This is a genomic window from Bradyrhizobium sp. S3.3.6 (assembly GCF_040546905.1).
Lineage (GTDB): Bacteria > Pseudomonadota > Alphaproteobacteria > Rhizobiales > Xanthobacteraceae > Bradyrhizobium > Bradyrhizobium cytisi.
On record NZ_JBEPOT010000017.1, the window covers coordinates 179,567 to 200,486 of the forward strand.

Below are 20,920 nucleotides of genomic sequence, written 5' to 3' on the forward strand. Positions count from 1 at the left end.
TAAAGCCCCTACCGAGTTCGGCACCGGCACGCCAGGGAGGGAACGTTCTCGCATTTGCGAAGTTCCTCTCAACTAACGTTACTTCTTCGTCACACTGCAGCGTGGCCGCGATGCTGCCATCACCCCTTCTCAGTTCGTCCGTATCCGCATGTCGTGATGGCTTTGCCCGGGAACCGAGGCGAAGCGGTCGATGTTCACTCGATCAGTAAGAAAAATGGAAATCATGACGGGGTCGCAGAGAATGGATCATCTTTCTGGATATGCGCGCAGGCCATTTGCCTTTGTTCTGCGCTATCTGCGGCGTCGTTTGGCGTCGCACCTGGTGATCCTGGGTGCCGTTGTTGCGGCAGTTGCCTGCTCGGTAGGCACGCAATACGGCGTCAAATCCCTTGTCGACAGCCTGTCGGCGGGAACTTCGCATGGCGGTAGCGTATGGCTGGCATTCATTCTGCTCATGTCGCTGATTGCCGCCGACAACTTTCTGTGGCGCATCGCGAGCTGGACAGCGAGCTTCACCTTTGTTCGTGTCACGGGCGATTTACGCCGTGACATATTTCGTCATCTGACCGGTCATGCGCCGAGCTACTTCTCGGACCGGATGCCGGGCATGCTGACCAGTCGCATTACGGCCACATCCAATGCAGTGTTCACCGTCGAGAACATGTTCATCTGGAATGTGTTGCCGCCATGCATCGCCACAATTGCGGCAATCGCGTTGATTGGAACCGTGAGCCCCTATATGGCCGTCGGCCTGATCGTGATCGCCGGCGGCATGGTGGTCGCGATGTTCCATCTGGCCGCGGCCGGCAAACCGTTGCATGACGACTTTGCCGACAAGGCGGCCGCCGTCGACGGCGAGATGATTGACGTCATCAGCAACATGCCGCTGGTCCGCGCCTTCTGCGGCATTGGCCACGAGCATGAGCGGTTCGATGCTACGGTGAACCGGGAAGTCAATGCGCGCGGGCGCAGCCTTCGCTATCTGGAGAAGCTGCGGTTGTTGCATGCCGCCGTGACCGTGATTTTGACGATTGCGCTGATGGCCTGGGCAGTCACGCTCTGGCAGCAGGGTGAGGCGACCACCGGCGACGTCGTGCTGGTCTGTACCCTCGGCATCTCCATCCTGAGCGCGACCCGCGACCTCGCGGTGGCGCTGGTCGACGTCACCCAGCATGTCGCGCGCCTGACCGAGGCGATCGCCACGCTGCTGGTGCCGCATGATTTGCGCGATCACCCCGAGGCCGAGCCGCTGGTCAAGAGCGGTGCCGCGATTGCATTCAACAACGTCACCTTCGGCTATCCCGGGGCTGAGAAGATCTTCGAGCGCTTCAGCCTGCGCCTTCAGCCCGGCCAGCGCGTCGGCCTGGTCGGCCAGTCCGGCGGCGGCAAGTCGACCCTGTTCACGCTGCTGCAGCGCTTCTATGATGTCGACGAGGGCAGTGTGACGGTCGACGGCCAGGACATCTCCAAGGTGACACAGCAGAGCCTGCGCGAAGCGATCTCGGTGGTGCCGCAGGACATCTCCCTGTTCCATCGCTCGATCCGCGAGAACATCCGTTACGGCCGTCCCAACGCGACGGACGACGAGGTGCTGCGCGCGGCGATCGCGGCGCGCTGCGATTTCATCGACAGCCTGCCGGACGGTCTCGACACCATGGTCGGCGACCGCGGGGTGAAGATGTCCGGTGGCCAGCGCCAGAGGATCGCGATCGCGCGCGCCTTCGTCAAGGACGCGCCGATCCTGCTGCTCGACGAGGCGACCGCCGCGCTCGACAGCGAATCCGAGGAGGCGATCCGCGAGGCGCTGGGGCGCCTGATGCGCGGCCGCACCGTGATCGCGATCGCGCACCGTCTCGCGACGCTGCGCAATTTCGACCGGGTGATCGTGCTGAAGCATGGCAAGATCATCGAGGACGGCGCGCCCGACCGCCTGATGCAGGGCCACGGCCCATACCGTGAGCTGGTGACGCAGGAAATGAGCCGGCTCGCGAAGTTCGCCGCCTAAGACCCGGCAGTTGCGTTTGCGTGGCCGCGTTCGAACAACAAGCCGCAGGGGAGCAGCTTATGGGAGCCGAAGCCGCAACCAAGATCATTTCGGTATCGCAGACGGTCGAGACCGTCGCGGAGCAGGCCTTCTACATTCCGATGACGGGGCCCGCCGCGCGGCCCCGCCGCTCGCTCAAGCACGATGACACTTTTATCGTGCTGGACAGCCACGGCGACATCGGAGCGTCGGCCGGCGGGCCGGACGGCTTGTTCAACCATGACACGCGCTATCTGGCGCGGCTGGAGCTCGTGCTCGACGATCTCCAGCCGTTGCTGCTCGGCTCGAACCTGCGCGACGACAATTCGGGATTAACGGTCGACCTCACCAATCCCGACATTTATCGTCAGGGCCGCATCGTCCTGCAAAAGGACCTGCTGCACATCGTGCGGACGATCTTCCTGTGGCGCGGCACGGCGTATCAGCGCATCGGGCTGCAGAACCACGGCGAGCAGCGCGCCAGCTTCGAGCTGACGTTGCTGTTCGACAACGATTTTGCCGATCTGTTCGAAGTGCGCGGCGAGCGGCGTCCGCGGCGCGGCGCCGGCACCAGCAAGCTGCTCGGGCCGACAGACGTGCTGTTCGAATATCGTGGTCTCGACGATGTCGAGCGGACCACCGGGCTGCATTTCGATCCGCGTCCGACCAGGCTTTCGGTGAATGCCGCAACGTGGCAGCTCGAGCTCGATCCACATGAGGCGAGATCGCTGTTCGTGGCCGTGTCCTGCAACCGGCCGATCGCGGAGAAGCCGGCGCGATTCTTCAGGAGCCTCTTGGCGCATCGCCGCGAGATGCGGCAGTCGACGATCGGCGCGACCAGCATCGAGACCTCAAACAACATTTTCAACGAGGTGCTGTGCCAGGCCATGGCCGACCTCAACATGCTGATGACGGAGACGCCGCAGGGGCGCTATCCCTATGCCGGCATTCCCTGGTATTCGACGACGTTCGGCCGCGACGGCCTGATCACCGCGCTGCAGATGCTCTGGGTCGATCCGCGGGTCGCCAGGGGCGTGCTGCGGCGGCTCGCGCATTTCCAGGCCAAGGCGGTCGATCCGCTCGCTGACGCCGCACCCGGAAAGATCCTGCATGAGATGCGCGGCGGCGAGATGGCGGCACTGCGCGAGGTGCCGTTCTCGCAATATTACGGCAGCGTGGATTCGACCGCTCTGTTCGTCCTGCTCGCGGGGCGCTATTTCGAGCGCACCGGCGACGAGACAACGCTGGTCGAGCTGTGGCCCGCGATCGAGGCGGGGCTCGCCTGGATCGACGGTCCCGGCGACCCCGACCAGGACGGCTTTGTCGAATACCAGCGCGCCACCGAAAAGGGGCTCGCCAACCAGGGTTGGAAGGACTCTTTCGACGCCATCTTCCATGCCGACGGCAAGCTCGCGGAGGGCAACATCGCGCTCGCCGAGGTCCAGGGCTATGTCTACGCGGCAAAACAGCTCGCCGCGCGATGCGCGCTGCAGCTCGGCAAGCCTGACGTCGCGAAGAGGCTTGAGGCGGAGGCCAAGACGCTCGCCGCGCGCTTCGAAGAGGCGTTCTGGTGCGAGGAGCTCAGGACCTACGCGCTTGCCCTCGACGGCAACAAGCGGCGATGCGAGGTGCGGACCTCGAATGCCGGGCAGGTGCTGTTCAGCGGCATGATCCGGGAGGATCGCGCCCGTCTTGTGGCTGCCGATCTGATGCGGCCGCACTTCTTCTCCGGCTGGGGCATTCGCACCGTCGCGCGCGGCGAGGTGCGCTACAACCCGATGTCGTATCACGACGGCTCGATCTGGCCGCACGACAATGCGCTGATCGCGCTCGGGCTCGCCCATTACGGGCTGAAACACTCGGTGGCCCATGTGTTCAAGGGCCTGTTCGACGCCGCGGCCTACATGGATCTGAGGCGGCTGCCGGAATTGTTCTGCGGCTTCCGCCGCGAGAAGCGGCGCGGCCCGACGCTCTATCCGGTTGCCTGCGCGCCGCAGGCCTGGGCCAGCGCCACGCCGTTCACGCTGCTGGAGGCGGCGCTCGGCATCGAGTTCGACGTCGCGCGCTGCGAGATCCGGCTGCGCAATCCGCAATTGCCGACGTTCTTGAACGAGGTCATCTTGCGCGATCTGCGGCTGGGCGAATCCAGCGTCGACTTACGCGTCAGCCGCCACGGCCACGACGTGGCGCTGGAGGTGCTGCGCACGCGCGGCCAGATCCAGGTGTCGATCGTGCTGGCGCGCTAGCGGCGCGCCGCAAGGAGGGGTCATGCGTAACGCCGGATGGTTGGTCGTGAGCGTGGCGATCGTCGCGGGATTGACGGTTGCCGTATCGCGAGCCGCGGAAGAGCAACCCGCAGCCGCAACCGAGGCGAACGCACCGCCGACGGTGCAGTCGCCGGCTTCGGTGGTGCCGATCACGCCGAAGGATGCCGCGCCGCCGCCCTCGGTGACCATCATCGGCGCCAGCGACGCCCATGGCGTGCTCGGACGGGACGTGCGCAGCGCAGCGGACGAGGACATGGGTCATATCGTCGACGTCATCGTCGATCTCACCGGCCATGTGCGCGCCGCCGTGATCGATTTCGGCGGCTTCCTCGGCGTCGGCAGCCGCAAGATCGTGGTCGACTGGAATGCGCTTCGTTTCGGCAAGATCACCAACAAGAAGGACAGTATCACGCTGGAATTGACCAAGGCGCAGGTCGCAGCCGCGCCGGAATACAAGGAAGACACTCCGATGGTCGTGCTCGGCGCGTCCGGTAGCCTGCAACCGCTGCAAGCGATTCAGTGAGGCGCGGGGAGGGATGGCCGCCGGTGCTTTCATCGTCGAAGAAGCCGAACCATGGAGCCCAGGATCGCGACGGCCGCGTTGAGCAGGACAGTTTCGCCGGCGTGCCATCGATCGCGGGCATTCCGGCGCCGTCGCGCCGGAGCCTGCGCGGCCTCGACTGGTTCATCTTCTTCCTCGCGGACGTGCAGACCGGCTTCGGCCCCTTCATCGCGGTCTATCTGACCACGCAGAAATGGACCCAGGTCGAGATCGGGTTCGTGCTGTCGATCGGCGGCATTATCGCGCTGATCGGTCAGATGCCAGGCGGCGCCATCATCGACGCCGCGAAATCCGAGCGGCTGGTTGCGGCGCTTGCGATCGCGACCATCGGCTGCTGCGCGCTCGCCTATGCGGCGATGCCGATCTTCCCCGTCGTGGTGGCGGCGGCCACCTTGCATGCGGCGGCGAGCTGCGTGCTGGGCCCGGCGATCGCGGCGATCAGCCTGGGCCTGGTCGGTCCGCTCAAGATCGGCGAACGGCTCGGCCGCAACGCCCGTTTTGCCTCGCTCGGCAATGGCGTCGCCGCCGCGGTGATGGGAACGGCCGGTTATCTTCTCTCGAGCCGTTCGGTATTCCTCGTCAGCTTCCTGCTCGCGATCCCGACCCTGATCGCGCTGTCGCGGATCCGCGAGGAGGAGGTCGACATCGCGCGCTGCCACGGCGAGATGCCACGCGAGGCGCCGGTTCCCGGCGACACCAATGTCTGGCATCTGATCCGGCAGAAACCGCTCATCGTCTTTGCGCTGAGCGTGCTGCTGTTGCAGCTCGCAAACGCCTCGATGATGCCGCTGATGGCAAGCGCCGTGACGGCGCGGTCGAGCCAGTGGGCGACGGTGCTGGTGGCCTTTTGCATCGTCGTGCCCCAGGCGATCGTCGCGCTGCTGTCGCCGACCGTCGGGCGTAAGGCGCAGCTTTGGGGCCGGCGCCCGTTGCTGCTGATCGGTTTCGCCGCGCTGGCGATCCGCGGCGTGCTGTTCGCGACCGTGCGCGATCCCTATCTGCTGGTGCTGGTGCAGGTGTTCGACGGCTTCACGGCCGCTGTGTTCGCGGTGATGATCCCGTTGATCGTGGCCGACGTCGCCTTCGGCAGCGGGCATTTCAATCTGGCGCAAGGCATCGTCGGCACCGCGACCGGCCTCGGTGCGTCCTTGAGCACCGCGCTTGGCGGCTATGTCAGCGACAAGTTCGGCAATGCCACCGCGTTCCTCGGGCTGGCGAGCATCGCGGCGATCGGGCTGTTGCTGATCCTGTTCGTGATGCCGGAGACCCGGCGCACTGGCATGATCGCGACAAAAGAAATGGCCGGCTGAACCAGATCAGCCGGCCATAAGTGGGGAAGACAAAATCAGGCGTGAAGACTGTGCAGGCGCTGACTGTTGCGCAGTAAAGCTTGCGAAGCGTCAACGCTCTGTCCGCCCTGCGGTCATATGCAGCTCCCTCCCGGACGATCGTCGCTGGACGGCCGACGGTCGCCGGGCGTAACAATGCCGGAGGATTTGCGAAGATAGAGACAGGCTCTCTGGAGCAGGAGCGTGATGAGCATGCAGGGCAATGCCGAGGCGGGCAGGTGCAGGGACCTGCCGGGACAAATCGTGCTGGTGCTGCAAGGCGGCGGTGCGCTCGGCTCCTATCAGGCGGGCGTGTACCAGGCCTTGCACGAGGCGGGCATCGAGCCGGACTGGGTCATCGGCACCTCGATCGGGGCCATCAATGCGAGCCTGATCGCAGGCAACGCGCCGGAAAACAGGCTCGCGCGCCTGAAGGAGTTCTGGAAACGGATGGAGCAGACTCCTCTGCGCACTGGCGTTCCCGGCTTCGACGACAAGCTGGCCTATTGGTCGACTGTCACCCGCGGCATTCCCGGCTTTTTCCGGCCCAATCCACTTGCGCATGCCGGCGAGTCCTATCCGCTCGGCGCCGATCGCGCCGGCTATTATACGACTGCGCCGCTGGAGACCACGCTGCGCGAGCTCGTCGATTTCGGCCTCGCCAATCGCGGCGCGCCGCGTCTCACGGTCGGGGCGGCCCATGTCGGCACCAGCCGGATGCGCTATTTCGACAGCCGCGACGGTGAGCTGACGGTGAAGCACGTCATGGCCTCGGGCGCGCTACCGCCGGCCTTCCCGGCGGTGCGTATCGACGGCGAGCTTTATTGGGACGGCGGCATTCTCTCGAACTCGCCGACGGAGGCCGTATTCGACGACAATCCTCGGAGGGACTCGCTGATCTTCTCCGTGCATCTGTGGAATCCCGCCGGTGCCGAGCCGACCACGATGGGGGAGGTGCTGACCCGCCACAAGGACGTGCAATATTCCAGCCGGATCGCGAGCCAGATCGAGCGCCAGCAGCAGGCCCATCGGCTGCGCCACGTCATCAACCAGCTTGCGGCCCGATTGCCCGCGAGCGAGCGCGATGATCCCGCGGTGAGGGATCTGATCGGCTATGGCTGCTCGACGCGCATGCATGTGGTGCGGTTGCTGGCACCGCAGCTCGGTCGCGAGACCCACACCAAGGACATCGACTTCAGCCCGTCCGGCATCATGCGGCGCTGGGACGCCGGTTACGCGCATACAAGGTCGGTGCTGACGCGCGCGCCGTGGACCGGCGAATTCGATCCGCTGTCGGGCGTGGTGCTGCACGAGCATATCGACGAGATGCCGCTGGCCGCGGAATAGCGCCATAAGCGGCCGTTCGCTTCATCGAATTGCCATAGGCCTTGCGGATCGTCGGCTTTCGTCCGCAATCGGAAGGCTCTGCAAGTGGTGACCGGGTACGATCTGGAATGGGCTCTCGATCAGGTCCGCGCCAATGCGCCGGGACCGGTGCCCGGCGTGTTCGGTCCTGACACGGTGACCTGGCGGATCGATCGGGAGGCGGTCATCTTTCTTGGCGCCGGCCGTGCGCTGCTGCTTCAACTCGCGCATCCCTGGGTCGCGGCCGCCATCGCAGAGCATTCCAACACCCTAGCCGATCCGATCGGGCGCTTCCACCGCACCTTCGACATCGTGTTCGCCCTGGTGTTCGGCTCGCTCGACCGCGCCATGCTGTCATCCCGGCAACTGCATCGGCGCCACAGCATGATCGTCGGCCAGATGCCCGAGACCGTCGGTCCCTTCGCTGTGGGTTCGCGCTATTGCGCCAACGACATCCCGTCGCTGCGCTGGGTTCACGCCACGCTGGTCGAGACCGCGCTGATGGCGCACGATCTGGTCCTGCCGCCGCTCTCGGTGGAGGAGCGCGAGCGCTACTGGACCGAGAGCCGGACGTTTGGCGCGCTGTTCGGGCTGACGGGCGATGATCTGCCGGCCGACTGGTCCGGCTTCGCAGCCTACGCCGCAGCGATGACGCAGTCGGACACGCTGACCGTTAGCCCGGCCGCGCGCGAGATCGCCGCGCAGATCTTTGGCGGCGCGCGCCCGTGGCTGCGGCCGCCGCGATGGTATCGCGCACTCACGGCAAGCCTGCTGCCGGAGCGTCTGCGCGCAGGCTTTGGGTTTGAGCTTGATGAGCAGCACGCCAAATCCGCTGACAACGCGCTGCGATGGATCAAGCGGATCTATCCGAAATTGCCGGATCGGCTGCGCTATGTCGGCCCCTATCAGGAAGCGCAGGCCCGGCTGCGCGGCGAACCACAGCCCGACTGGATGACCCGCTGCCTCAACCGCGCCTGGATCGGCCGGCCGCAGATGGACGTGCGCGGGAAGGGGTGAGCGCTCGGTGCTCGCCACAAGCACCGTCATTGCGAGGAGCTCTTGCGACGAAGCAATCCAGACTGCTTCCGCAGAGGGATTCTGGATTGCTTCGCTTCGCTCGCAATGACGGAGAATGTGGTAGCGGCCGTCGTGCCCTCACGCCGCCGCGAGCTTCCGATACAGCGCGCTGTAACTTCCGGCCGAGATGCTCCACGAGAACGACCGGCCCATCGCGCTGCGGCGCATGGTGTCGAGCTGGTCCTGGGCCATGAACGCCTCGAAGGCGCGGCGGACGCCGCCGAGGAAGGACTCGTGCGAGGGTCTTGAGAACAAAAAGCCGGTCTCGCCGTCTGTGATGGTTTCGGCGAGGCCGCCGGTCTGGTGACCGATCGGCAGCGAGCCAAAACGCTGGGCATACATCTGGCTAAGCCCGCACGGCTCGAAGCGCGACGGCATCAGCGTAAAATCGCTGCCGGCAAAGATGCGCCGCGCCTGGGCGTCGTTGAAGCCGATGGTGACGCCGATGGCGTCGGGGCGGCGGCGATGGGCATCGATCAGCGCCTGCTCGAGCGAGGGCTCGCCGGAGCCGGTGACCACGATCTGCCCGCCGGCATCGACGATCTCGTCGGCGGCCGATAGCACGAGGTCGATGCCTTTCTGGTGCACGAGCCGCGCGACGATCGCAAACATCGGCCCGCGCGAGACCGCGAGGCCGAACTGCTTGCGTACGTAGTCCGCGTTGGCCTTCTTGCCGACCCAGTCGCCGGCGCCGAATTGCTGCGCGAGCTGGGCGCAGGAGCGCGGGTCCCAGCTCTCGTCGATGCCGTTGAGGATGCCGGTGAGCTCGGACGCTTCGGAGCGGACGCGCAGCAGTCCTTCGAGGCCGCAGCCGAATTCCTCCGTCGTGATCTCGCGCGCATAGGTGCCGCTGACGGTGGTGAGATGCGAAGCATAGACGAGGCCAGCCTTGAGGAAGGAGAGCTGGTCGTAGAACTCGACGCCGTCGATGTGGAAGGAGCTTTCGGGGACGCCGATCCGCCGCAGCGAGTCCTTCGGGAAGAGACCCTGATAGGCGAGGTTGTGGATGGTCAGGATCGACGGCAGCTTGGCGCCGCGCCAGGCGAGGTAGGCCGGCACGAGCGAGGCCTGCCAGTCATTGGCATGGACCAGATCTGCTGCCCAATTCTTGTCCAGCTTGCCCATGGCAAGCTCAGCGGCCGCCGAGGCGAGCCGCGCGAAGCGAATGTCGTTGTCCGGCCAGTCGCGCCCGGACTCGTCGCCATAGGGATTGCCGGGACGGTCGTAGAGTTGTGAGCACAACAGCACATAAACCGGCAGGCCGTCCTTGGTGGCGGCCCGGCCGAGCGAGCAGGCCGGCATCTCCGCAAATGCCGGGCAGCGGCCAACGACCTGAATATGCGTGAGATGCTCGATGATGTCGCGATAGCCGGGCAGCATGATCCGGATATCGGCGAAGGGGCGGAGCGCTCGAGGGAGGGCAGCGGAAACAGCACCAAGTCCGCCGACGCGGACGAAGTCGTCCATCTCCGTGGTGACGAATAAGACCCTCAAGAACGATTGCCCTCTTCCGATCCCGATTGCTGCTATGCAAGATCGGGTCCAGTTGTCCCGGAAACGCTCAAGCCCCCCACGAGACGCATCGGTTCGGTAAAGACTTTCCTACTCAGCCGCCGCCCTCTAGGGTCGGCGCAGCAACAAGAGAGAACATCGATAGTTCCTAAGGGGCGGCAAGGAGACGTGGCCGGCATGCAGCTAGCAGATAAGCACGAAGACACGACGACAAAGGCCTTCGCGGGTCTGCGGGTCCTGGATTTTTCGACCACCATTGCCGGCCCGCATTGCGCGCGGATGCTGGCCGACATGGGCGCCGAGGTTATCAAGATCGAAACCGAGGGCGGCGAGACGATGCGGACGCGGCCGCCGCTGCGTAAAGGCTGCAGCACCGTGTTCGGCCAGCTCAATGTCGGCAAGAAGAGCGTGGTGCTCGACCTCAAGTCCGAGGACGGCAGGGAGGCGGTCCGCCGGCTGGTCGCCGCCGCTGACATCCTGGTCGAGAATTTTCGCCCGGGCGTGATGCGCCGGCTGCGGCTCGACTATGACAGCCTCCGCCCGGTCAACCCCAGGCTGATCTATTGCTCGATCTCGGGCTATGGCCAGACCGGTCCCTCGGCCGAGCTGCCGGCCTACGCGCCGGTGATCCATGCCGCCTCCGGCTATGACATGGCGCATCTCGCCTACCAGCCGGGCCGCAACCGTCCGGACTATTGCGGCATCTACCATGCCGATGTCGTCACCGGTACCTATGGCTTTGGCGCGATTGCGTCCGCGCTCTATCAGCGCACCGTGACCGGGCTCGGCCAGCACATCGACGTCTCCATGCTGGAATCGATGCTGACCTTGACGGTGATCGAATTGCAGAGCTCGCAATTCGCGGTGAAGCCGCCGCCGCGTCCGATGTTCGGCCCGACCGAGACCGCCAACGGCTATGTCATGATCACGGTCGCCAGCGAGAAGACGTTTCAGTGCCTGATGGGTGTGATCGGGCGGCCCGAATGGATCTCCGATCCGCGCTTCTCCTCCTATGCTCCGCGGCGCGAGAACTGGGCCGACATGATGGACGGCGTCGAGGCCTGGTCGAAGCGGCTCACGACCAATGCATGCCTTGTGGCTTTGAGCGCTGCCGGCGTGCCGGCCTCGGCCTATCGCACCATCAAGGAAGCTCTGGCCGATCCGCAGCTCGCGCACCGGCAGGCGCTCTCGTCGGTGGAGGACGGAGGCGGCGCGTTCCAGGTGCTCAATCTGCCGTTCCGGATGACGGGCGCTGACACGACGCCGGGCAAGACGATCTCTGTGCTCGGCGAGCACACGGATGCGCTGTGCGACGAATTCGGCCTCGGCGACGACGCGCCAATTCCGTCCGGCAAAACGACCGTGCAAGGCTGACGAAGGGCCAGGTTTGTCTCGTCCCGCCGCCCGTGCCATGGTGGCGCGACGAAGAAATATGCCGGGAGGACGCCATGAAGAGTTTCAAGGTCGCTGATTTCAAGGCGCCGCTGCAGGAGTTCGACGAGGCCACGCCGCAACCGTCAGGCACGCAGGTGCTGATCAAGGTCAAGGCCGCCGGCGTCTGCCACAGCGATCTCCACATCTGGGAAGGCGGCTATGATCTCGGCCATGGCCGCAAGCCGCTGTCACTGAAGGATCGCGGCATCAATCTGCCGCTGACCATGGGCCACGAGACGGTTGGCGAAGTGCTGGCCTTCGGGCCCGACGTGAAGCCGACCGACCAGGGCGGCCTCAAGCTTGGCGATGTCGGCCTGGTCTATCCCTGGATCGGCTGCGGCAAATGCGCGACGTGCCTCGGCGGTGACGAGAACATGTGCCTGACGCCGCGCTCGCTCGGCGTCTATTGCGACGGCGGCTATTCCGATCACATGCTGGTGCCGCATCCGCGCTATCTGCTCAACCTGAACGGGCTCGATCCCGCGTCGGCCGCACCCTATGCCTGCTCGGGCGTCACCACCTACAGCGCGCTGAAGAAGGTCGAGCAGCACTTTGACACGCCGATCGTGATGTTCGGCGCCGGCGGTCTCGGCCTGATGGCACTGTCGCTCTTGAAGGCGATGGGCGGCAAGGGCGCGATCATGGTCGATATCGATGCCAGGAAGCGCGAGGCGGCGGAAAAGGCCGGCGCGCTTGCCACCATCGATCCCAAGGCGCCGGATGCGCTGGAGCAGCTGGCGAAGAAGGCGGGCGGCCCGATCCGCGCCGTGATTGATCTCGTAGGCAATGCCGCAACGACACAGCTCGGCTTCGACTGCCTGACCAAGGGCGGCAAGCTCGTTATCGTCGGCCTGTTCGGCGGTGGCGCGACCTGGGCCTTGCCGCTGATCCCGATCAAGGCGGTGACGATCCAGGGCAGCTATGTCGGAAACCTGCGCGAGACGCAGGAGCTGCTCGATCTCGTCCGCGCCAAGAACGTGGCGCCGATCCCGGTGACGAAGGCGCCGCTCAACAAGGCCAACGACGCGCTGGTGCAGTTGCAGCAGGGCGCGGTGGTCGGGCGCACGGTGCTGACGCCGTAGCGGCTCTCTCCTCCGTCATTGCGAGCGACGCGAAGCAATCCAGAAATCCATCCGCGGACACAGTCTGGATTGCTTCGCCTCGCTCGCAATGACGGGCCTTTCTTTTGTTCGCCTAGGAATCACCCATGTCCGCAAACAACGCCTTCCACATTGCCGTGCTCGCCGGTGACGGCATCGGCCCCGAAGTCATGACGCCCGCGATTGAGGTGTTGCGCAAGATCGAGGCGAAGTCGGACTTGCGCTTCCGCTTCACCGAGGCGCCCGCCGGCGCCAACAATTATCTTGCGACCGGCAAGTCGATGCCGGATTCCACCATCAAATTGTGCGAGGAAGCCGACGCGATCCTGCTCGGTGCCTGCGGCCTGCCGTCGGTGCGCTATCCCGACAATACCGAGATCGCACCGCAGATCGAGCTGCGCTTCATCTTCGATCTCTACGCGGGCGTGCGCCCGGCGCGGCTCATTCCGGGCGTGCCGAGCCCGATCGTCGGCGCTGACAAGGGCGGCATCGATCTCGTCGTGATCCGCGAGTCCACCGAAGGCCTGTTCGCCTCGATGGGCAAGGGCGTCGTCACCCATGAAGATGCGCGCGAGACCATGGTGATCACGCGCAAGACCTCCGAGCGCCTGTTCGACTTCTCGTTTCGCCTCGCCGAGCGGCGCAAGGCACGTGGCAAGCCGGGTGCGCTCGCCTGCGTCGACAAGGCGAACGTGTTCAAGGCGTTTGCGTTCTTCCGCGGCATTTTCGACGAGATCGCGAAGAAGCATCCCGAGGTGAAAACCGATCGCCTCTATGTCGACGCCTGCTCGGCCATGCTGGTCAAGCGTCCCTGGGATTTCGACGTGATGGTGATGGAGAACATGTTCGGGGACATCGTCTCCGACATCACCGCGAGCCTGATCGGCGGCCTCGGCATGGCACCGTCGGCCGACATCGGCGACAAATACGCCGTGTTCCAGCCGTGTCACGGCACCGCGCCTGATATCATGGGGCAGGGCAAGGCCAATCCCACCGGCATGATCCTGTCGGCGGCGATGATGCTGGACTGGCTCGCCGACAAGCACGGCGTCAAGAGCGCGGCGGAATCCGGCGAGCAGATCGAGCGCGCGGTGGATCAGGTCTATGCCGCCGGCCTCAAGCCGATCGAGTTTGGCGGCAGCAACGGCACGGCGGATATTACCAGGGCGGTGCTCGCGGCGCTGTAGGAGTAATCGGACCGCGGGGCGCTTTCACCTCGCCCGCTTGCGGGGAGAGGTCGAATTTCGAGCGAAGCGCGAATTCGGGTGAGAGGGACTCTCCGCGAGTCGAACTCTTACCGTTGTTTTCGGCGACGGTCCCGTGCTCGCAGATGAATTGCTCGAATTTGTCATCAAGGTCGTCAAGACGTGTCGATCTCGAACGCGATGGGGCATAAGCCGATGTCCGGCTGCATGGGCGTATTGGCGGCCAAGGTTTTCCGTATTTTGTGAAAAGGGTATTTACCTACCAAAGACGCCGCTCCGGCGCATCTTTGATCGGCTCGCCGTGAACGCCAATGGTGTTGAAGGCTTCGAAGACGGTTTATCGGCGCTGCACCAGACCAACTTGCCAAAATATCCGGACCTCTTGGCCTCAATCAGGTACATTCAGTAAGGGGTGGCTTTTGATCAACGGCCGCGAAGGCCGGCAATTGCGATCGGAGCTGGCATGTCGAGAGGATTGAACCCTGCTTCTATAAACGAAAGCGTGCTGACGCAGCGCTTGAGCGAGCTTGAATCCGCTGCGAACTGGCCGCCGTCTGTGCTCCAGGACCTCGAGCGCTTTATTCACACCGGCGACGACTATGATCTCTTTCGGGTCAACCCGATCAAGTACGCGACCGTCAACGGGTTGAGTGAGGCCGATGGAATCGACCTGTTTGTGCACGCCGCCAAGGTCGGCCTGTTCGAGATGCAGTGGCTACTCATCTGCGCCTATTGCCCACAGGTCGCAGGCAGTTTTCGTGAGCTGGACCAGATTCATCCACGCTTCCAGTGCGAGTTCTGCAACGCACTCAACGATGTGGCGTTGGATGACTATATCCAGGTTGCCTTTACAGTCTCGGATGCCGTCCGCGACATCGTGTTCCGCCATCCTGAGAAGCTGTCCGTGCAGGACTACTATCTGCGCTACAATTTCTCCGGAGATTTCAGGCCTCCACTTGGAATGACGCACGAACAACTCGTCGCGGCGCTCTCACGCGGATTTGCCGACATTGAAGCTGAGCAATGCAGAAGCTTCGAGTTTGACGTGACGGCCGGCCGTTTCGAGGTGCTTGACCTCAGCCATAAGCTGCTCCTGGTCTTCTTCGCCAACGGTGAGGTGGCGGGACCCCAAGGGACGCAAATTCAACTCGAATCGGGTCGGTTCGTGGTTCCGGACCGATCGATCGGGCCGAGAGAAATGGTCCTGGGCGATGGACTCTTTGCCTTTCGACGGACGACCGACGTCAGCCCAAGCAAGCATACCGTCGTGATTGAGAACCGCACGAGCGAGCGCGGCCGCTTCTGGTTCCTCCAGTATCCTCCCCAGTTCGTGCCTCATCTGGTCGAATACGAGCCCTTTCTGTCTGGCAAGCGGTTACTGCTCACCCCGTGCTTCGGCGAACTCTACAAGACGCAGTTGGTGGACGAGCGCGAGAGCCTCGCCGTCTCCGACATGACTTACCTGTTCACGGATCTGAAAGATTCGACTCCGCTGTATGAAAGCGTTGGCGACGTGAATGCCTATTTTCTCGTTCGTCAGCACTTCGACATCTTGAACAAGATCATTCGAGAACGATCTGGCACCATCATCAAGACGATCGGCGATGCGGTCATGGCCGGATTTGAGCGCCCACAGGATGCTGTCCGTGCCTCCATCGAGATGATCGAAGAACTGTTGCACTTCAACCAAACCGCTTCACGGCCGCTAGGCCTCAAGGTCGGTGTGCACAGAGGCAGGGCGGTTGCCGTACGGCTAAACGACCGGATTGATTACTTCGGACAGGACGTGAATATTGCTGCACGCGTGCAAGGGCTTGCCGCCGTCAACGAGGTGTGCCTGACCGAAGCTGTCATGGAAGCCCCCGGCGTCAGTGACATCGTCGAAGGACGCCCGGCATCGCGCGACTACGAGAACTTGAAGGGCGTCGGCCAGAAGATGGAAATTCATCGGATTGGAGTTTCTCCGACACGGAGGTGAGCCCCGCTGATGCCGCCAGCAAAAAGCCGCCGATAACGGCCGAACTGATGACAGTGTCCGCTCCACTCCGACCAGCAGCGCTTTCGCCTGATTGAGGTTTTGAGCGAGTGACCGCCCGCGACGCTTTTAAGGAAAAAGGGGCCTCACGGCCCCTTCGTCCTTTACCAGCGGTGCCAGTGGCGATGGCCCCAGCCCCACGGACGCGGGCCGTAGCCATAGAAGCGTCGCGGGCCGCCGTAATAGCCATAGGCGCCGTAATAATTCGGGCGCCACCAGCAGCGGCCCCAGGCGTTGCAGACCATGCGCACCTGATCGACATGCGCGGCCGGACCGCCTGCGACCTGATCGGCCTGCGGAATGCCGTTCGGCATCGCCGCGAGCGCTTGTCCCGACGCCAGCGCGGCGCTGCCCAGGGCAGCCAGACCAAGAACAGCAAGTTTGAGTGTCATCGCGATCTCCCTCATTGGTGGCGGGAGAACTTGCGCCAGATCAATTGGTTGCTATCGCAGCGCAAGGCGGCGAGGAATTTAATCTTGGTGAATGAAGGTTCAGCTTCGCTCGCCTCAGCTTATCTGCCTCAGAGTCACTTCCCCTGGAACTGCGGCTTGCGCTTCTCCATGAAGGCCTGCCGGCCTTCGCGAAAATCGGCGCTGTCCATGCAGGCTGTGCCGATCGCCTTGATTGCGGTCATGTCGCGTGCGCTTTCGTCCTTCAGCACCTCCGCGATGGTGATCTTGGCGGCCTTGATCGCAAGCGGCGCGTTCTGCGAGATCGTCGCGGCAATCGCCATGGTCTCGCCCCAGAGCTGGTCGTCGGGGATCACGCGCTCGACGAGGCCGATGCGCAAGGCTTCGGTGGAATCGATGCGCATGCCCGTGTACATCAAGAGCCGCGCCCAGGACGGGCCGACGAGCGACACCAGGTGCCGCAGGCCGTCAAAGCCATAGGCGATGCCGAGCTTCGCCGCGGGAATGCCGAACTGGCTGTCGTGCGCGGCGATGCGGATGTCGGCCAGCATCGCGACCTGCATGCCGCCGCCGAGGCAAAAACCCTGGATGCAGGCAATCGTCGGCTTCGGGTAGTCGGCGAGCAGCGCGCGCTGGGCGGCGCTGCGCTTGCCGTACTCCTCGGAGGCCGCCGCATTATGGCGGTTTTTCTCGAACTGGCTGATGTCGGCGCCGGAGACGAACGCCTTGCCGCCGGCGCCGCGCATGATCACGACGCGCACTGAATCGTCGTCGCGCAAGGCTGTCAGCGCTTCGCTCCCACATCTCCAGCGACATCGCGTTGCGCTTGTCGGGATTGTTGAAGGTGATCACACCGACGCCGTCGGCGACCTCCGTGATGATCTTGCCGTCGGCGTAGGGAGCTTCATGGGAGAGATCGGGCATCGCGCGCTCGCTTGTCGTTGACGAGGCGCAATGTGCGACCGGGCCGAGGCCCAGGTCAACCGCGGCGGGGCGAGGGGATTTGCATCAGCCCGTGCCGCGATTGCATGTCTACTGCGCCATATGCGCGGTCAGCGGATGATTGCCGGCATTGCTGAAGAACGCGGCTTCTTCGGCGGTTGCCTCCAGCAACTGCTCGTCCTGGCTATAGACGTCGCTGCGGAACTGGATGGACTGGTCCCTGGTCATCCACGCGGTGAGATAGATCCAGGCCACCGGCACCTTCCTGGCCATCGCGACCTCCTGATGCTGACCGGTGGCGATTTCCGCATCGATCGCGGCGCGGCTCCATTTCGGCTGGTCCTTGAGCAGCCAGGCGGCGAGATCGCGCACATTGTCGACGCGGGAGCAGCCGTGGGAATCGAAGCGGTAGTCGTCGCTGAACAGATTGCGCTGGTTGGTGTCGTGCATGTAGACCGAATAGGAGTTCGGCATGTCGATCTTCACCGCGCCGAGCGCGTTGAAGGTGCCATTCTGCTGGCGCACGGTGAAATTCGGCGTGTGCGTGCCCGACCAGTCGACCGAATGCGGATCGATCGGATTGTCGTGGCCGTCGAGCACCTCCATGTGCATGCGCGACAGATAGGTCGGGTCCTTGCGCATATGTGCGGAGATCTCGGTCTTGGCGATCGAGGAGGGCACCGTCCAGGTCGGGTTCAGCACCACGCCGGTGATCTGGGCCGTCAGCGTCGGCGACGGTTTTTCGGTCTTGCCGACGATGACGCGATAGCGCCGCACCACGACGTCGTTCTCGACCGCCTCGGCGAAGGCGGCGGGGATGTTGACCACGACATAGCGCGGGCCGAAGCTGAAGTTGGTGTTCTCGAGCCGCTCGAGCGACGCTTCCAGTTGCCGGATGCGCTTTTGCACTGTGACGTTCATGGCCGCGAGCGTGCGCGGCGTCATCGTGCCCGTCGGCGCAAGACCGTGGCGGGCTTGGAAGCGCTTCACACCGTCCGCGAGATCCTGGTCGAAAGCACCACTCGCCTTCTCGGCAGCGAGGTCGCCCGCGAGAATCAGCCGCTTGCGCAGAAGGTCGTCATTGGTGCCTTGCACGCCGGGCGCGAACCTGGCGTCCGCAGGGATCGTCGGCCAGCCGCCGCGCACCGCAAGATCGGAATAGCTCAGCGCCGCGTCCTTGATGCGCTGGGCGGTGCCTTCGTCATAGGTCGGCTCATGCGTCAGCGCGAGCGCTGCGGCCGAGCGGCTCTCGGCGGTCGAAGCCGGTGCCGCAGCGGCGGCTTTGGGCGCGGCTGCGTGAGCCGGGTTGGCGGTCGCCGGCACTGTGCCGGACGGGGTGGCGGACGAGGTGCCGGCCTTGGGCCCGGCCTGGCCCGTGGTCTCGGTCTGCGCAAGCGCAGAGGCGCTGACGATGAGGCCCATGGCAATGATCACGGCATGGCGTTTCGACATCTGTCTGGTTTTCCCCCAAGAGGCAATTCCCGGCCGCTGTGCTGCGTGCGCCGATCAGCGAAATCGGCGGGAAGCTAGGGCATCAGGGTTGCGGTCCCATTAAGCGCATCGAGGCCCCTGCGCGTCCAACGCGGAGGCTCTCGAGTAGGTCGCAACAAGGTTGGGACGGGTTCGCGTAAACTGCGACGAATACCAAAAAAAGGGGCGGTCATGCCGCCCCAAAAATCGAAGGCCGCGCGCGTAAGGTGCGCACGCCTTTCTCCTGCCAATCAGGCTTCATCCTGCCAATCGGGCCTCGCCCAATCCAGCCGCGCCCCCGCGACGCGGCGGATTGAACATTGGCCGTGAAGGCCAGGCCGTCGATCGATCAGGCTTCGTTCGCCGCGATCGATTCCATCAGCGAGACGAGCTGACGCTGCACCGTCTGATCCTTGATCTTGCTGTAGGCGCGCAGCAGGCGGAGGCTGAAAGCCGAGTCCAGGAACAGGAGGCTTTCGACTTCGCGGGCCTTGTTGTCGCCGTCATAGAAGAAGGTCACGGGCACATCGAGGGCGGTGGCGATCTGCTGAAGCCGAGCCGCGCCGACGCGGTTGACGCCCTTCTCGTATTTCTGGACCTGCTGGAAGCTCACGCCGAGCTTTTCGCCGAGCTCAGCCTGCGAGATCTTCATCTCGACGCGCCGCAGACGGATCCGCTTGCCAAGCTCGATGTCCGGCTTGCCGGCACTGCGCTGCTTCATCCTTTTCGCCGCTGCTTTCATTTTGGTTTTCACCTTTGTTCTTCGGTTGAAAATCCCCCGAAGAGCTGGGTCAGGGGTTCGCCCATATACGAGTCCTTGAATTCATGCGGATGCACGAACTCTTCCTTAAACCACGGGAAGCGAGCCGGATTGAAAGCTTCGATCAGCCAATCAATCATGTGCCGCACGCGGGGAATCCGGCCGCTACCAGGGTGGTAGGACAACCAGATATCCAGCGGTCGGTTCAACTCGACCTCCAGTGGAATCAACTTCCCGCCAAGCGCAATGGCATAGCTCGGGAATACGCCGATTCCGGCTCCATTCGCGACAGCCCAGTAATTGGCGCTTGAGACGTTGGTCTTCATGACCAGAAGGTCACGCTCCGGAACGCCCGGGAAGAAGCTCTCGAAAGTTTCCTTGGCGGCGAGCTGGTCGGCGAATTGCAGCACCAGGCGGTGCTTGATCAATTCGAGCGCCGAGTGCGGCGTGCCATATTTTTCAAGGTATTTTTCCGAAGCCCAGAACATCAAATGCATGCGGCCGAGCCGCACCAGCTTGACGTCGAGCGCCGACGGCCGCGACAGATGGATGGCGACGTCGGCCTCGTGGCGGGAAACGTCCGCCGAGCGCATCGCGCAATGCAGGTCGACCAGGATATTCGGATAGGCTTGCTGGAATTCCACCAGCCGGGGGGCGAGCCAGAAGGTGCCCAGTCCCTCGGTGACGGCGACGCGAACCTCGCCGGTGAGGGCGTTGGCGGTTGAATCGCTGGTGCGCAACACGTCGAAGGCCGCCGCCTCCATGCGCTCGACGGCGGAGACCACCAGCGCGCCTTCATCGGTGAGATGGGTGCCGTGGACATCGCGTGTGAACAGGGTGGTGCCGGTCTGGCGCTCAAAATCATCGATCCGGCGGCGGACAGCGTTGATCGACAGAGACAAGCGTTCTGCCGCCGAGCGGAAGCTGCCGCATCGAACGACTTCCAAGAAGATGCGGGCCGCATCCCAATCGGAGAGGCCGCTGATGTTTGTCTTTAGGCGTTCCTCCAGTGGAACGCCCCTTTCCGCCAAGGAGTGCATACAAGTCCCTTCGGGGCGCTAAACTGGCAGAATCTAGCGCAAACCACAACCACGACGGGTTGGGGAACGGTGAGTTTTAAACGCCATACTTACCGCGCCCGAAGTGGTATTTTAGTGTGCTTGGGGTTGGGAATCGGGCTAGTTGTTGCCCGGAAGAGGGGTACACGTGCGTTCCGTTGCGAGCCTTACCATGGCTGCGGGATTGCCGGGTCCAATTGGACCTGAGGGTGGCGTGCGAAATGCCGCGCGCGCTCGCAGGATGGATCGATCGCGCGGGCCGAGGCGTTTCAGCTCCAGGCGTTTCAGCTCCAGGCGTTTCAGCTCCAGGCGTTTCAGCTCCAGGCGTTTCAGCTCCAGGCGTTTCAGCTCCAGGCGTTTCAGCTCCAGGCG

General features: G+C 64.1%; 16 protein-coding genes and 1 pseudogene. 10 read left to right on the forward strand and 7 right to left on the reverse strand.

The window, feature by feature from the left end:
• Positions 1-241: 241 nt before the first annotated feature.
• From ABID59_RS34600 to ABID59_RS34625, 6 genes are all read left to right on the forward strand, one after another.
• Entirely contained in the window at positions 242-2,005 is a 1,764-nt protein-coding gene (locus ABID59_RS34600; protein ID WP_354086330.1) for an ABC transporter ATP-binding protein, read from the forward strand.
• 59 nt (positions 2,006-2,064) lie between these two features.
• Positions 2,065-4,269: an amylo-alpha-1,6-glucosidase gene (locus ABID59_RS34605; protein WP_354086332.1), complete on the forward strand. Its 2,205-nt coding sequence runs from the start codon at positions 2,065-2,067 to the stop codon at positions 4,267-4,269.
• A gap of 22 nt (positions 4,270-4,291) precedes the next feature.
• The gene (locus tag ABID59_RS34610) at positions 4,292-4,813 is read left to right on the forward strand and encodes a PRC-barrel domain-containing protein (RefSeq protein WP_187434597.1); all 522 of its coding nucleotides are present in this window, start codon (positions 4,292-4,294) and stop codon (positions 4,811-4,813) included.
• Positions 4,810-6,162, forward strand: coding sequence for an MFS transporter (locus ABID59_RS34615; RefSeq protein ID WP_354086333.1), 1,353 nt, complete (start codon positions 4,810-4,812; stop codon positions 6,160-6,162). The genes ABID59_RS34610 and ABID59_RS34615 overlap by 4 nt, the downstream gene beginning before the upstream one ends.
• Positions 6,163-6,387: 225 nt before the next feature.
• Positions 6,388-7,527 carry a patatin-like phospholipase family protein gene (locus ABID59_RS34620; protein WP_502916849.1) on the forward strand — a complete coding sequence of 380 codons (1,140 nt, stop codon included), beginning with the start codon at positions 6,388-6,390 and terminating at the stop codon, positions 7,525-7,527.
• Between the two features lie 84 nt (positions 7,528-7,611).
• The gene (locus tag ABID59_RS34625; protein ID WP_354086334.1) at positions 7,612-8,562 is read left to right on the forward strand and encodes an oxygenase MpaB family protein; all 951 of its coding nucleotides are present in this window, start codon (positions 7,612-7,614) and stop codon (positions 8,560-8,562) included.
• Positions 8,563-8,700: 138 nt separating this feature from the next.
• Here the strand turns inward: ABID59_RS34625 and glgA are convergent, their stop codons facing one another.
• Entirely contained in the window at positions 8,701-10,116 is a 1,416-nt protein-coding gene (gene glgA, locus ABID59_RS34630) for a glycogen synthase GlgA (protein ID WP_354086335.1), read from the reverse strand.
• 195 nt (positions 10,117-10,311) lie between these two features.
• Between glgA and ABID59_RS34635 the strand changes: the two genes are divergently transcribed.
• From ABID59_RS34635 to ABID59_RS34650, 4 genes are all read left to right on the forward strand, one after another.
• The gene (locus tag ABID59_RS34635) at positions 10,312-11,508 is read left to right on the forward strand and encodes a CaiB/BaiF CoA transferase family protein (RefSeq protein WP_354086336.1); all 1,197 of its coding nucleotides are present in this window, start codon (positions 10,312-10,314) and stop codon (positions 11,506-11,508) included.
• A 74-nt stretch (positions 11,509-11,582) separates the two neighbouring features.
• Entirely contained in the window at positions 11,583-12,650 is a 1,068-nt protein-coding gene (locus ABID59_RS34640; protein ID WP_354086337.1) for an alcohol dehydrogenase, read from the forward strand.
• 125 nt (positions 12,651-12,775) lie between these two features.
• The gene (locus ABID59_RS34645) at positions 12,776-13,855 is read left to right on the forward strand and encodes an isocitrate/isopropylmalate dehydrogenase family protein (protein WP_354086338.1); all 1,080 of its coding nucleotides are present in this window, start codon (positions 12,776-12,778) and stop codon (positions 13,853-13,855) included.
• Between the two features lie 481 nt (positions 13,856-14,336).
• On the forward strand, positions 14,337-15,851 hold the full coding sequence (locus ABID59_RS34650; protein WP_354086339.1) for a DUF5939 domain-containing protein: 1,515 nt from the start codon (positions 14,337-14,339) through the stop codon (positions 15,849-15,851).
• A gap of 161 nt (positions 15,852-16,012) precedes the next feature.
• On the opposite strand, the gene ABID59_RS34655 is transcribed toward ABID59_RS34650, so the two are convergent.
• The 6 genes and pseudogenes from ABID59_RS34655 to ABID59_RS34680 form a co-directional block, all read right to left on the reverse strand.
• The gene (locus tag ABID59_RS34655) at positions 16,013-16,300 is read right to left on the reverse strand and encodes a hypothetical protein (RefSeq protein ID WP_354086340.1); all 288 of its coding nucleotides are present in this window, start codon (positions 16,298-16,300) and stop codon (positions 16,013-16,015) included.
• Positions 16,301-16,434: 134 nt separating this feature from the next.
• Positions 16,435-17,242 (reverse strand): annotated as a pseudogene (locus tag ABID59_RS34660) (enoyl-CoA hydratase).
• Positions 17,243-17,350: 108 nt separating this feature from the next.
• A complete protein-coding gene (locus tag ABID59_RS34665; protein WP_354086341.1) occupies positions 17,351-18,712 on the reverse strand; it encodes a L,D-transpeptidase family protein in 1,362 nt (453 codons plus the stop codon).
• A 367-nt stretch (positions 18,713-19,079) separates the two neighbouring features.
• Positions 19,080-19,451 (reverse strand): helix-turn-helix domain-containing protein, encoded by a 372-nt coding sequence (locus ABID59_RS34670; protein WP_014497036.1) that lies wholly within the window; start codon positions 19,449-19,451, stop codon positions 19,080-19,082.
• A 29-nt stretch (positions 19,452-19,480) separates the two neighbouring features.
• Positions 19,481-20,530, reverse strand: a complete 1,050-nt coding sequence (locus tag ABID59_RS34675) for a LysR family transcriptional regulator (protein WP_148749002.1) — start codon at positions 20,528-20,530, stop codon at positions 19,481-19,483.
• 138 nt (positions 20,531-20,668) lie between these two features.
• A partial coding sequence (locus ABID59_RS34680) for a hypothetical protein (protein WP_354086342.1) occupies positions 20,669-20,920 on the reverse strand: 252 nt, incomplete at its 5' end.